General features: G+C 71.8%; 9 protein-coding genes. 3 read left to right on the forward strand and 6 right to left on the reverse strand.

Going from position 1 to position 12791, the window contains the following annotated elements:
• Window positions 1–55: 55 nt before the first annotated feature.
• Window positions 56–1006 carry an acetamidase/formamidase family protein gene (locus LT972_RS10745; protein WP_232570244.1) on the reverse strand — a complete coding sequence of 317 codons (951 nt, stop codon included), beginning with the start codon at window positions 1004–1006 and terminating at the stop codon, window positions 56–58.
• A 90-nt stretch (window positions 1007–1096) separates the two neighbouring features.
• On the opposite strand from LT972_RS10745, the gene LT972_RS10750 reads away from it, so the two are divergent.
• The 3 genes from LT972_RS10750 to LT972_RS10760 are packed head-to-tail and all read left to right on the forward strand — an operon-like array spanning window position 1097 to window position 5038.
• Window positions 1097–2890 carry a S9 family peptidase gene (locus LT972_RS10750; protein ID WP_232570246.1) on the forward strand — a complete coding sequence of 598 codons (1794 nt, stop codon included), beginning with the start codon at window positions 1097–1099 and terminating at the stop codon, window positions 2888–2890.
• A gap of 39 nt (window positions 2891–2929) precedes the next feature.
• The gene (locus LT972_RS10755) at window positions 2930–3997 is read left to right on the forward strand and encodes a M48 family metalloprotease (RefSeq protein WP_232570247.1); all 1068 of its coding nucleotides are present in this window, start codon (window positions 2930–2932) and stop codon (window positions 3995–3997) included.
• 21 nt (window positions 3998–4018) lie between these two features.
• Window positions 4019–5038 (forward strand): lysylphosphatidylglycerol synthase transmembrane domain-containing protein, encoded by a 1020-nt coding sequence (locus LT972_RS10760; RefSeq protein ID WP_232570249.1) that lies wholly within the window; start codon window positions 4019–4021, stop codon window positions 5036–5038.
• Here the strand turns inward: LT972_RS10760 and LT972_RS10765 are convergent.
• The 5 genes from LT972_RS10765 to gltB form a co-directional block, all read right to left on the reverse strand.
• A complete protein-coding gene (locus tag LT972_RS10765) occupies window positions 5031–6089 on the reverse strand; it encodes an NAD(P)-dependent glycerol-1-phosphate dehydrogenase (RefSeq protein WP_232570251.1) in 1059 nt (352 codons plus the stop codon). The genes LT972_RS10760 and LT972_RS10765 overlap by 8 nt on opposite strands.
• Window positions 6090–6120: 31 nt before the next feature.
• On the reverse strand, window positions 6121–6591 hold the full coding sequence (locus LT972_RS10770; protein WP_232570252.1) for a GNAT family N-acetyltransferase: 471 nt from the start codon (window positions 6589–6591) through the stop codon (window positions 6121–6123).
• A 75-nt stretch (window positions 6592–6666) separates the two neighbouring features.
• A complete protein-coding gene (locus tag LT972_RS10775) occupies window positions 6667–7656 on the reverse strand; it encodes an NAD-dependent epimerase/dehydratase family protein (protein WP_232570254.1) in 990 nt (329 codons plus the stop codon).
• Window positions 7657–7709: 53 nt separating this feature from the next.
• Window positions 7710–8210 (reverse strand): hypothetical protein, encoded by a 501-nt coding sequence (locus LT972_RS10780; RefSeq protein WP_232570256.1) that lies wholly within the window; start codon window positions 8208–8210, stop codon window positions 7710–7712.
• A 68-nt stretch (window positions 8211–8278) separates the two neighbouring features.
• The gene (gltB, locus tag LT972_RS10785; protein WP_232570258.1) at window positions 8279–12742 is read right to left on the reverse strand and encodes a glutamate synthase large subunit; all 4464 of its coding nucleotides are present in this window, start codon (window positions 12740–12742) and stop codon (window positions 8279–8281) included.
• Between the last annotated feature and the right edge of the window lie 49 nt (window positions 12743–12791).

Here is a 12791-nt window from a genome sequence, read left to right on the forward strand (position 1 = left end):
GACGCCCGTGGTGGTTTCGGTGGCGGCACGCGCCGCCACGAGGGCCGGTGGGCGCTCAGTTCGGGAAGATGCTCTCCGGGAGGTACGCCGTCACCGTCCAGTTCGGCGCGTCGACCACCTCGCTGACCTTGAGGTCGACGGCCGCCGAGCAGAGGATGTACGCCTCGCCGCGCGTGAGCCCGCGCTCCTCGTGGAGGTGGGAAATCATGTGGCGGACGGCCTCCTTCGTGGCGTCCATCAGGTCGGGCGCGATACCGGTGGTGCCGTACATCGGCTCGTCCGCGCCCGTGGGCGTGTACGGGTGGTCGGACTCGAACTCCGGTTGCTCGATGTCCTTGTCCGTCCGCACGTCGAAGCGCGCGGTGACGAACATCGGCGCCTCGACGCCCGTCACGCAGACCTCGCCGTCGCCCTGCGCGGCGTGGCAGTCGCCCGTGGAGAACAGCGCGCCCTCGCACTCGACTGGGAGGTAGACGGTCGCGCCCCCCGTGAGGTGTTTCACGTCCATGTTCCCGCCCACGTCGCGGGGCGGGAGCGTGTCGTGTTCGCCGGGTTCGGCGGGCGCGTTCCCGATGGTGCCGGGGAACGGGTCGGCGGGCACCTCGATGCCGTCGACGAACTCGCAGACGCCGTCCTCGATGTTCCACGCGTGGTAGCCGGGGTCCTCGAAGTCCTCGGGGAGCAGGCCGAGGCCCATGTCGCCGGGCATGAAGCCGGTGTACCCCCAGCCCCTGTGTTCGAGGTCGAGCAGTTCGACTTCGAGCACGTCGCCGGGTTCGGCGCCCTCCACGTAGACGGGGCCGGTGAGGGGGTGGACGGGGTCGAAGCTGACGTTTCCGAAGTCCTCGGCGGTGGAGTCGGGGCCGACCTGTCCGTCCACGGCGTCCCGGCACTCGAAGCGCACCACGTCGCCGGGTTCGACGGTGACCGCGGGGTCGAGGGAGTTGTCCCAGACGTGGTGGACGTTCGCGTCGTCGTCGCTCAGTTCGTAATCGGCGTCTGGCATGTGTCCTCACGTACCACGCCGGAGGAAATAAAACCGGTCCCGCGGTTCCGCGACCCGAACGGCTATTCCCGGTCCCGCCCGACTCCCGGCATGGCCTACGACATCGAGCGGTACCTCAATATCCGCAGCGCGGGCGGGCCGACGGTCGGCCCGGACGGGTCGGTGGCGTTCCTCCTCGACACCACCGGGTCGAATCAGGTGTGGCGACTCGACGAACCGGGGGCGTGGCCCGAGCAGTTGACGTTCCACGACGAGCGCGTCGCGTGGGCGTCGTTCTCGCCGACGCGGGACGAACTCGTCTACGGGAAAGACGCCGGCGGCGACGAGTTCCACCAACTCCACTTGCTCTCGGGCGACGGGAGCGAGGACGTCGAACTCACCGACTTCCCGGACGCGAAACACAACTTCGGCGGGTGGAGTCACGGCGGCGACCGGTTCGCGTACGTCGCCAACCGCCGGAGTCAGGCGACCTTCGACGTGTACGTCCAGGGCCGCGAGGAGACCGGCGAGGACGCCGACCTCGTACTGGAGGGCGACCGCTTCGACCGCGTGTCGGCCGCGGGCTGGAGCCCGAGCGACGACCGCCTCCTCCTCCACGACAGCCACTCGAACTTCAGTCAGGACGTGTACGTCCTCGACCTCGAATCCGGCGACGTCACGCACGCCACGCCGTTCGAGGCAGACACGCGGTTCTCGTCGGTCGCGTGGGCGCCCGACGGCGACGGCGTCTACGTCGCCACCGACCACGAGTCCGACACGCGATACCTCGGCCTGCTCGACCCCGAGACGGGCGACATCGAGCGCGTCGCGGACGGCGGCGACTGGTCCATCGAAGCCGTCACCACCCACCACGACTCGGGCCGCCTCGCGTACGTCCGGAACGCCGACGGCTACAGCGAACTCACCGTCGCCGACACCGACGGCGCGACCCTCGACGAGTACCCCGCGCCCGAGATTCCGGACGGCGTCGTCTTCGGGCTATCGTGGGGCCCCGACGGCGACGAGATGGCGGTCGCGATTTCGGCCGCCACGGACAACACCAACGTCCACGTCGTGGACGTCGCGTCGGGCGCGAGCGAGCGCTGGACGGACGCCTCGACGGCCGGCATCCCTCGGGAGACGTTCCGGGACCCCGAACTCGTCCACTACGAGACGTTCGACGGCCGCGAGATTCCCGCGTTCCTCACGCTCCCCGACGGCGACGGCCCGCACCCAGTGGTCGTTGACTTCCACGGCGGCCCAGAGGCCCAGCGCCGGCCGTGGTTCCACAGCCTCCGCCAGTACTTCGTGGACAACGGCTACGCCGTCTTCGAGCCGAACGTCCGCGGCTCCTCGGGCTACGGGAAGGCGTACATGAACCTCGACAACGTCCGCAACCGGATGGACTCGGTGAAAGACGGGAAGGCGGGCGTCGACTGGCTCACCGCCCGCGACGACGTCGACCCCGACCGCATCGTCGCGTACGGCGGCTCCTACGGCGGTTTCATGACGCTCGCGTCGCTCACCGAGTACCCCGACGCGTGGGCCGCCGGCGTCGACATCGTCGGCATCGCGAACTTCGTCACGTTCCTCGAGAACACGGGCGACTGGCGGCGCGAGCACCGCGAGGCCGAGTACGGCAGCCTCGCCGAGGACCGCGAGTTCCTCGAATCCATCAGCCCCATCAACAACGCCGACCGGATTCGCGCACCCCTGCTCGTGCTCCACGGCGCGAACGACCCCCGCGTCCCCGTCGGCGAAGCCGAACAGATTGCGGAGGTGGCGAGCGAGCACGTCCCCGTCGAGAAACTGATTTTCGAGGACGAAGGCCACGGCTTCGTGAAGCGCGAGAACCGCATCGAAGCGTACACGAAAGTCGTCGAGTTCCTCGACGAGCACGTCTGACCGCCGCGGCTTAGTGGCAGGCCCGCGAACCGTGTCCTGATGCACGCGGTCGCCCTCCTCGTCGCCCCCCTGCTCGCGTACCTCGCGAGTCGCGCCGTCACCGCGGCCGCCGTCCGCGGCGCCGACCGCGTCACCGCGGCGACGCGACTGCGGCGCGCGAACCGGCTCCTGCAGGTCGCGGCGGGCCTCGGCGGCATCGCGCTCGCCACCGACTCGCTTCTCGACGACGCCGTCGTCGCCGCCGTCCCCGGCCCCGACACCGCCGGCTTGCTCGTCGCGCTCGCCGGCACCGTCGCCGTCGGCGGCGTCCTCCCCGCGCTCTCGGTCCACCTCGGCTCCCGGCCGGCGTGGGCGACCGTCGCCGGTCGCGAGCCGGACTACCCGAGTGTCGTCCGGCGCTACGTCGTCGTCGCCGGCCTCCTCACCGTCCCCGCGTTCGTCGTCGTCGCGGCGTGGCTCGCCGCCCCCGCCGGCGTCAGCGGCCTCCCGGTCGTCGCCGGCGCCGCGCTCGCCGTCGTCGCCGGTCTCCCCGTCGCGGCCGCCGCGCTCGGTGCGGTTCGCCGTCCGACGCCCGCCGAACGCGCCGTCGTCCCGGAGTGCGCGCGAGACCTCCGGGTGCGCGTCGTCGCCACCGACCGCAACCCCGTCGCGAACGCCGTCGCCGCCGGCGTCGTCCCCGGCCTCCGGTACGTGTTCGTCACGGACGCGCTGTTCGAGACGCTCGACGACGCCGCCGTCGCCGCCGTGCTCGCGCACGAAGCCGGCCACCACCGCCGCCACCACGTCCTCGCGCGATTCCTCGCCACCGGGCTCGCGCTCGCGCCGCTGTTCCTCACGGCGAGCGGCGTGTTCGACGCGCTCCTCCCGGCAACCGCCGCCTCCGTCGGTCTCCTGTTGCTCGTCGGGCCGGCGGTGCGCTGGACCGAGTACGACGCCGACGCGTACGCCGCCGACCGCGTCGGCGCGGCGTCGATGGAGCGCGCGCTCGCCACGCTCGCCGACCGCGGCCTGCTTCCCACCGACCGCCCGCCGCTCGTCGGCCTCGTGTCGCTGCACCCCGCCGTCGCCGACCGGCTCTCGCGCCTGCGCGACCACAACCGTTTTTGACCGGTCCGGCGAGTTCGAGGTGTGGACGCCGACCGCCGCACCGTCGCGTTCCGGTTCGTCGTCGCGGGCGCCGTCGCCGCCGCGCTCCTCTACGGCGTCGGCTGGGAGCGCGTCGTCCGGAACCTCCGGGCCGCCGACCTCGCCGCGTTCGCGCCCGCCGTCGCCGTCTCCCTCGTCGGGATGGTCGTCGCGAGCGAGGGGATGCGCGTCCTCCTCGACGTGCCGCCACTGAGTTCCGGCGCGTGGGTCGCCCGGCGCGCCGGGCTCGCGTCGATGTTCGTGCGGAACGTCGTCCCCGTCGGGAACGTCGGCGGCGGCGCGTTCGTCGCGTACACCGTCAGCCGCCGCGAGAACAGAGACATCAGCGAGTGCGTCGCCGCCATGGCCAGTTGGGAGTTCCTGAACATGGTGGCGTCCGCCGTCGTCGCCACCGTCGGCGTCGTCGGGCTCGCCGCGGCCGGCGGAAACGTCGGCGCCGTCCCGGTGGTCGTCGCGGCGTTCGCGGGACTGCTCGGCCTGACGCTCGCCGCCGGCACCCTGCTGTCGGCGCGCCGCGACAGCGTCGCCGCGTTCGTCGTGTGGGCGTCGGCGCTGGCGAACCGCACGCTCGGCCACGTCGTCCCGGGACTCGCGAGCCGACTGGACCCGGAGCGCGTGCGCGACGGCATCGACCACTTCTTCGCGTCGGTCTCCCGGCTGGGGCGTGACCGCCGCAGACTCGCGCTCGCCGTCGTCGCCGCGCACGTCTCGTGGGTACTCGGGCCGCTCGCGCTCTACTTCTGTCTGGAAGCCGTCGGGCTGTCGTCGCCGCTGTACGTCGCGCTCCTCACCATTCCGCTAGCCGGGTTCGTGCTCGCCGTCCCCGTCCCCGGCGGCATCGGGCCGCTGGACGCCGCCATCGGCGGCCTGGTCGCGTTCTTCACGGGCCACCCGCTCGGCGTGCTGGCGTCGGCGGTCGTGCTGTTCAGGGTGGCGACGTACTGCGTGCGCATCGTCGTCGGCGGCCTCGCGCTGTGGACGCTCGACGAGGCCGTCAGATGACGCCCGTGGTGCGCGCGACCTCGCGGGCCGCCGGTTCGCTGATGCCGCTCCCCAGAATCGTGTAGCGGTCGCGAATCTCGTGGGCGGACGTGAGCGCCTCGAGAACCTCGTCCTCCGTGACGCCGAGTTCGTCCGCCGTCGTCGGCGCGTCCAGGCTCTCGAGGGCCTGCTTGACGGCGCGCCACTCGCCCTGCTCGCCGGAGTGGAGGTACTCCGCGAGGATGGAGCCGACGCCGACCTGGTGGCCGTGGAGCGCCTTCCCGGGCGCGATGCGGTCGAGTTGGTGGCTGAAGAGGTGTTCGCTCCCGGACGCCGGGCGCGAGGAGCCGGCGATGGACATCGCGACGCCGGAGGAGACGAGGGCCTTCACGACGACCCACGCCGACTCCTCCAGTTCGGGCTTGATGGAGTCCGCGTTGTCCACGAGCATCTCCGCGGTCATCTGGCTGAGCGCGCCCGCGTACTCGCTGTACGGGACGTTCTGGAGGCGGTTCGCGAGCCGCCAGTCCTTCACCGCGGTGTAGTTCGAGATGATGTCCGCGCAGCCAGCAGTCGTGAGGTCCCACGGCGCGTCCGCGATGATTTCGGTGTCCGCGACGACGGCGACGGGCGGCGCCGCGGCGACTGAGTGTCTGGTGTCGCCCTCGGGAACGGACCCGCGTCCGGAGACGATGCCGTCGTGGCTCGCCGCCGTCGGCACGCTCACGAACGCCGACCCGAGGTGGTCGCTCGCCATCTTCGCGATGTCGATTGGCTTCCCGCCGCCGACGCCCACGAGGAAGTCGGCGTCCACCTCGCGAGCCGTCGCCAGCACGTCCTCGACGGCGTCGAAGGACGCCTCGTCGACGACCACGAGCGCCGGGTCGTCGCCCGCGTCCTCGAACTGCGCGACGATGCGGTCGGCCGCGACCGCCTTCGGCGTCGCGCTCGTCACCACGAGCGGCGTCCCCGTCAAGTGGGTGTCCGCGACGACCTCCCGCGTCTGAGACAGGACGTCGTGGCCCAACACGACGTTCCGCGGGAGGCTGATCCACTTCGACTTCTCGAACATGGGGGAACGTCGCCGGGCGGCGAGTAAAAGTCTACTCGTCGCCGAGTCGCCGCCGGTAACTCACGTACGTCCGCTCGAAGGCGTCGTCGTACATCTCCACGGCGGCGTCGTTGTCGACGTGCGCGCTGACGCCGAGGAACTCACAGCCCTCCGCGCGCGCCCAGTCGGCGATGCGGTCGAACAGCGCGGACGCCACGCCCTCCCGTCGGTGTTCCTCGACGACGTAGAGGCCGTCGACGTGCGTCCGGGCGCCGCGGGCGTAGATGTCGGGGCTCTCGGACCTGACGCCCGCGATGTAGCCGACGAGTTCGTCGTCGCGCTCCGCGACGAACGCGACGCGGTCGTCGCAGTCGAGCCAGCGGTCGAGGCCCGCCTCGGACACGCCGACCTCGTCGAGTTCGTTGTAGTCGGGCGCCTTCGCGGCGGAGTCCCGGAATCCCGGCACGAGCAGGTCGGTGGTCACGGCGGGTTCGTCGGCGCGAGTCGCTTCCCGAATCTCCATCGTGGGCGTCGCCTCGCCGGGAGTTCGCGCAGTCGCCGGAAAAGTAGTCGGTCGCTTCGCCGTCGAACGCGCGCCCTAGACCGTCCCCAGCACGTCCAGCAGTCGCTCCTCGGTCTCCCTGTCGGGGGCGTCGTCGGCGGCGGTGCGGTCGTGCTCGCGGTGGGCGTCGACGGTTCGCTCCATCGCCTCGGCGAGCGGCGTCGACTCGTAGCCGAGTTCGGCGACCTTCGTCGTGTCCAGCAGGTGGGGATGCTCGCGGTACAGCGGGAAATCAGAGGGGTCGAGGTCGACGATGGAGAGTTCGCGCGGACTCGTGTACTCGCGCTCGACGGTGGTGCCGAGCGCGTCCGCAATCAGGTCGAGCATCCGGTCGAGCGTGACGGCGTTCCGGTCGCCGACGTTGTACGCCTCGCCCGGCGTCCCCTCCTCGGCGACGAGGCGGAGGCCGCGGGCCACGTCCTCGACGTAGACGCGCTGCCAGAGGTTCGTGCCGTCGCCCGGCACCACGATTTCGTCGTGCTCGGCGACGCGCTCGACCCAGTACGCCATCCGGTCCGTGTAGTCGTGGGGGCCGTAGACGACCGGCGGGCGGACGGCCATCGCGTTCACGCCCCGCTCGGCCGCCTCGAAGACGATGCGGTCGCCGGCCGCCTTCCGCGCGCCGTACGTCGCCGGCGAGTCGTCGGTCGCCTCCTCGGCCGAACACGACTCCAGTTTCGTCGCACCCTCGCGCTTGGGCACGTCCTCGGCGCCGTAGGACGCGCCGCTGGAGACGTAGACGTAGGCGTCGACGTTCGCGAACACGTCGGTCGCGGCGTCCACGTCCCGCGGCTGGTACGCCACGCAGTCGAAGACGGCGTCCGGGTCGGCCTCGCGTTTCGCGTCCAGGAGCGCCTTCGGGTCGGTGCGGTCGCCCTCCACGTGGCTCACCCGGTCGTCCTCCGCGAACGGGTCGTCGTGGTTGCCGCGCGTGAACGTCGTCACGCGGTAGTCGTGGTCGAGCAGTTCCGTCACGAGGTGGCGGCCGATGAACCGCGTGCCGCCGACGACGAGCGCCGTGTCCATGCGAGACGAGTGGACTGGACGGCGGAAAACGGTGGTCATTCCGGCGACCCGGCCTACTCGGTGACGTCGAAGCGCGCCGCCGCCGTCACCGAACTGCCGCCGCGCTCCGCCTCGACGACGAACGCGTATGACCCGGGCTGGAGGGACACCGGGCCGACGTACCGCGTCGTCGTCGCCACCGTCGTCATCGAACCGCTGCCGTCGCCGCCGAGCAACAACACCCACGCCGTCTGCTCTCCGGGCGCGAGCGACACCGTCCCGCTGGCGGCGTTCGCGGCGACGCGCTCCCAGCCGCCCTCTCGGCGGTACACCGCCCAGTGGCCGGTGCGCACGTCGACGCGCTCGTCGCCGTCGTTGGTCACGGCGAACCGCGCGTTCGACCGACCCGGCGGGACCGACTCCGGGCCGTCGAGGGACAGCGACTCGCCGCAGTCGGCGCTCGCGGAACCGGTGATAGTGGCGCAATCCGAGGGGCGAGCGGCGGCGCCGGTGAGCGCCGCCAGTCCGGTCCCGACGACGGCGAGGAAGCCGCGTCGGTGGGACGACGGAGACACGAATACCGATAGTACGTGGGGGCACAAAGCACTTACCGGGACTCAAATCGGTATTTTAGCGGCCGGTGTCAGTCAGCGCTCCCGACGACCGGCGACTCCTCGGCGGCGCTCTCGGGGAGCGACCGGCGCGCGTCTGCCTCCGGGCGCTCGTCGATGGCGTCCCGGTAGGCCTCGGGCATCACGACGGCGAACTCGGAGACGGCGGCCTCCCAGTCCGCGAGCAGTTCGGCCGCGCGGTCGCTGTCGGTGCGCGCGGCGTGGTTCTCCACGAGGCGCCGGACGGCCGACTCGTCGCGCGCCGAGAGGTCGCGGGAGACGCGCACCATCCCCGTGTTGCAGTCGTCCTCGAAGTTGCCGCCGGGGTCGTGGACGTACGCCACACCGCCGGACATCCCCGCGGCGAAGTTCCGGCCCACGTCGCCGAGCACGACGACGATGCCGCCGGTCATGTACTCGCAGCCGTGGTCGCCGACGCCCTCCACGACGGCGTTCGCGCCGGAGTTCCGCACCGCGAAGCGCTCGCCAGCGACGCCGTTGACGTAGCACTCGCCGTCCGTCGCGCCGTAGAGAGCGACGTTCCCGACGAGCGTGTTCTCGGTCGGTTCGAAGCCCGCGTCCGCGGGCGTTCTGACGGCGACCGTCCCGCCCGAGAGCCCCTTCCCGACGTAGTCGTTGGCGGCGCCCGTCAGCGAGAGCGTGGCGCCCGGTGCGAGGAACGCGCCGAAGGACTGCCCGGCGCTCCCCGACAGCGAGACGTGGACGCTGTCCTCCGAGAGGCCGTCGCCGCCGTGCCGCCGGCTGATTTCGTACGAGAGGCGCGCGCCCACGGACCGGTCGCTCGTGGAGATGTCGCGGGCGAGCGTTGCCTCGCCGTCGCCCGCGAGCGCGTCACCGGCCACCTCGACGATGCTCTCGTCGAGGCCCACGTCCGGGGCGTCCTGCCCGCGGGTGCGAATCCGGTCGTCGCCCGAGGGCTCCGCGAGCACCCGGGAGAGGTCGACGTGCCGCCCCTTCGGGTGGTCGGAGTCGGGTTGGGAGAGGTGTTCGACGCGGCCCACCATCTCGTCCACGCTGGTGTAGCCGAGTTCGGCGACGAGTTCGCGGAGTTCCCGCGCGACGAACCCGAGGTAGTTCGCGACGCGCTGTGGCGTGCCGCGGTAGCGCTCCCGCATCTCCTCGTCCTGGGTCGCGACGCCGACGGGACAGTTGTTCGTCTGGCAGATGCGCGCCATCACGCAGCCCGCGGAGACCAGCGACGCGGTGCCGAACGCGAACTCCTCGGCGCCGAGCAGCGCGCCGACGGCCACGTCCCGGCCCGTCTTCAGACCGCCGTCCACCCGGAGCGTCACGCGCGAGCGCAGGCCCGTCTCGCGGAGCAGTTGGTTCGCCTCCGCGAGGCCGAGTTCCCACGGCAGGCCCGCGTGCTTGATGCTCGTCTTCGGGCTCGCGCCGGTGCCGCCGGAGTGCCCGGAGATGTGGATGCAGTCCGCGCCCGCCTTCGCACAGCCCGCCGCGACGGTGCCGATGCCCGCCTCCGAGACGAGTTTCACGTGGACGCGGGCGTCCGGGTTCGCGGCGCGTAGGTCCGCGATGAGTTGCTTCAGGTCCTCGATGCTGTAGATGTCGTGCTGGGGCGGCGGGCTGATGAGGCCGACGCCCGGCGTCGAACACCGCACGTCCGCTATCATCTCGTTGACCTTCGACCCCGGGAGGTGGCCGCCCTCGCCGGGCTTCGACCCCTGTGCCATCTTGATTTGGAGGTCGTCGGCCGCGCCGAGGTACGCCGACGTGACGCCGAAACGCCCCGACGCCACCTGCTTGATGGCGCACTCGCGGTCCGTGCCGAAGCGCTCGGGCGGCTCGCCGCCCTCGCCCGTGTTCGCCCGCGCGCCGAGCGCGTTCGCGGCCTCGGCGTTCGTCTCGTGGGCCTCCGGGCTGATGCTCCCGAGACTCATCGCCGCCGTCGAGAAGCGCTGAACGATGTCCTCCGGCGGTTCGACTTCCTCGACGGGCACGGACTCGCGGTCCTCGGTGTCGATGTCGAGCAGGCCGCGGAGCGTCTGGAGTTGCTCGCTCTGGTCGTTCACTTGCGCGGCGTACTCCCGGAAGGCGTCGTAGTCGCCTCCTTCGACGGCCTCCTGGAGGCTGTGGACGGTGCCGGGGTTCCACTGGTGGAAGCGCCCCGACGTGCGGTTCGCGAACTCCCCGGTGCGTTCGAGGTCGTCGCCCGCGTCCGCGCCGAACGCCGCCGCGTGGCGCTCCCGCAGGTCGGCTTCGAGCCCCGGCAGACCGACGCCCTCGGTGCGGTTCGGCGTCCCCGCGAAGAAGCGGTCCACGACCGACGAGTCCAGCCCCACCGCCTCGAAGATTTGGGCGCCCTGGTAGGACGCGACCGTGGAGATGCCCATCTTCGACATCACCTTCAGCAGGCCGTCTTCGAGCGCGCCGAGGTAGGCCTCGACGGCGTCCGCACCGCCGGCCGCGCCCGCCTCGTCCGCGAGGTCGCGCGCGGACTGCACCGCGAGGTAGGGGTTCACCGCGCCGGCGCCGTAGCCGACCGTCGCCGCGAGTTGGTGGACGGTGCGCACGTCGCCCGCCTCGACGACGATGCCGACGCGCGCCCGCAGGCCCTCGCGCACGAGGTGGTGGTGGACGGCGCCCGTCGCGAGCAGAGAGGGCACCGGGAGCGCGTCCGCGCCGGCCTCGCGGTCCGAGAGGACGAGCAGTTCCGCGCCGTCCGCCACCGCCTCGGCGGCCTCGCGCTGGACGCGCTCGACGGCGGTTTCGAGGTCCGCGTCGGGCGAGAACGCGAGGTCGACGGTCGCCGAGGCGAGGCCGGTGTCCCGGAGTTCCGCGAGGTCGGCGTCGGCCAGCACGGGGCTGTCGAGGACGGCCTGTCGCGCGTGTTCGGGCGTCTCGCCGAGGAGGTTGCGCTGGCGGCCGAGACGGGTCTCCAGACTCGTCACGCAGTCCTCCCGGCGGTAGTCGAGTGGGGGGTTCGTCACCTGCGCGAACAGTTGGCGGAAGTACGACGCCAGCGGGTGATTGAACTCCGAGATGCCGGCGAGAGGCGCGTCGTCGCCCATCGACCCGACGGGGTCCTTGCCGTCGGCGACCATCGGTTCGACGAGTTCGTCGAGTTCGTCGCGCGTGTAGCCGAACAGCGCCTGCGCGTCCCGCAGGTCACTCACGGGGTCTCGGGGGAGCGGGTCGCTCGCGGCGTCGGGCCGAATCTGCTCTCTCGCGAGCCACTCGGCGTAGCGCTCGTCGGTGATATCCTCGAACGCCTCGGCGTCCGACAGCACGCCCTCGCCCGGTTCCGCGAGGAAGAGTTGACCGGGCTTCAGACGGCCGCGCTCGGTCACCTCGCTCGCGTCGGATTCGAGCGCGCCCTGCTCGGAGGCCATCACGAGCGTGTCGTCCCCCCGCACCTCGTACCGACAGGGACGCAGGCCGTTCCGGTCGAGGACGCCGCCCACGCGGTCGCCGTCCGTCCCGACGACGAGCGCCGGCCCGTCCCACGGTTCGACGAGGCTCGCGTGGTAGTCGTAGAACGCACGCCGGGCGTCGCTCAGGTCGTCGTTGTCCCGCCACGCCTCGGGCACGAGCATCCGGAGCGCGTGGGGGAGCGAGCGCCCGGACTGCATCAGGAGTTCGAGCGAATTGTCCACGCTCGCGGTGTCGGACTGCTCGGGGTCGTCGATGACCGGCAGGACGGTCTCCAGTTCGTCGTCGGTGAAGCCCGCCGCGTCGAGGTCGGCCTCGCGGGCGCGCATCCAGTTCACGTTCCCCCGGATGGTGTTGAACTCGCCGTTGTGGATAATGGTGCGGTAGGGGTGGGCGAGGTGCCACGCGCCGAGCGTGTTCGTGGAGAAGCGAGCGTGGACGAGCGCGAAGCCCGTCTCGACGCGCTCGTCGGTGAGGTCCGGGTAGTAGTCGGTGACCTGCGTCCCCTTCAGCAGGCCCTTGTAGACGAGCGTGTCCGAGTCCAGCGAGCAGACGTAGAACCGGTCGTGGTCGACGGCTTCCTCGGCGGCCTGCCGACCGACGTACAGCGCCTTCTCGAAGTCGTCGCAGCCGGCCGGTCGGACGACGCACTGCGCGACGTGCGGTTCCGACTCGACGGCGGTCGCGCCGAGGTCGTCGTTGTTCGTCGGCACCGCGCGCCAGTCATCGACCGCGAGGCCGTGGTCAGCCAGCGCGTCCGCGAAGGCGGCTTTCGCGGCGTCGCGTTCGTCGGCGTCTCGGGGCAGGAACAGCGACCCGACCGCGTACGTCTCGGGGAGGCCGCCGAACTCGTCGGCGAGGAAGTCGTGGGGGGTCTGGATGAGCGCGCCCGCGCCGTCGCCGGTGTTCTCCTCGGCGCCGGTCGTGCCGCGGTGTTCGAGGTTGTCGAGGACGGTGAGTGCGTCCGCGAGAACGCCGTGGGACGCGCCGCCGTCGAGGTCGACGACCACCCCTACCCCGCAGTTCGCGCGCGCGTCGCCGGGGTCGGCGAGCAACTGGTCGTTCGAGGCGTCAGACTGGTGCATGTGCCAACCGGTGGCACAGTCGCGTATAACGCTACTCCTGAATGAGTAC

This window comes from Halobacterium litoreum (assembly GCF_021233415.1).
GTDB classification, from domain to species: Archaea; Halobacteriota; Halobacteria; order Halobacteriales; family Halobacteriaceae; genus Halobacterium; species Halobacterium litoreum.

Coding starts and splice junctions, on each gene's coding strand:
- LT972_RS10745 (WP_232570244.1), bottom strand. CDS start 1,006: ATGCCAGACGCCGATTACGAACTGAGCGACGACGACGCGAACGTCCAC.
- LT972_RS10750 (WP_232570246.1), top strand. CDS start 1,097: ATGGCCTACGACATCGAGCGGTACCTCAATATCCGCAGCGCGGGCGGG.
- LT972_RS10755 (WP_232570247.1), top strand. CDS start 2,930: ATGCACGCGGTCGCCCTCCTCGTCGCCCCCCTGCTCGCGTACCTCGCG.
- LT972_RS10765 (WP_232570251.1), bottom strand. CDS start 6,089: ATGTTCGAGAAGTCGAAGTGGATCAGCCTCCCGCGGAACGTCGTGTTG.
- LT972_RS10770 (WP_232570252.1), bottom strand. CDS start 6,591: ATGGAGATTCGGGAAGCGACTCGCGCCGACGAACCCGCCGTGACCACC.
- LT972_RS10775 (WP_232570254.1), bottom strand. CDS start 7,656: ATGGACACGGCGCTCGTCGTCGGCGGCACGCGGTTCATCGGCCGCCAC.
- gltB (WP_232570258.1), bottom strand. CDS start 12,742: ATGCACCAGTCTGACGCCTCGAACGACCAGTTGCTCGCCGACCCCGGC.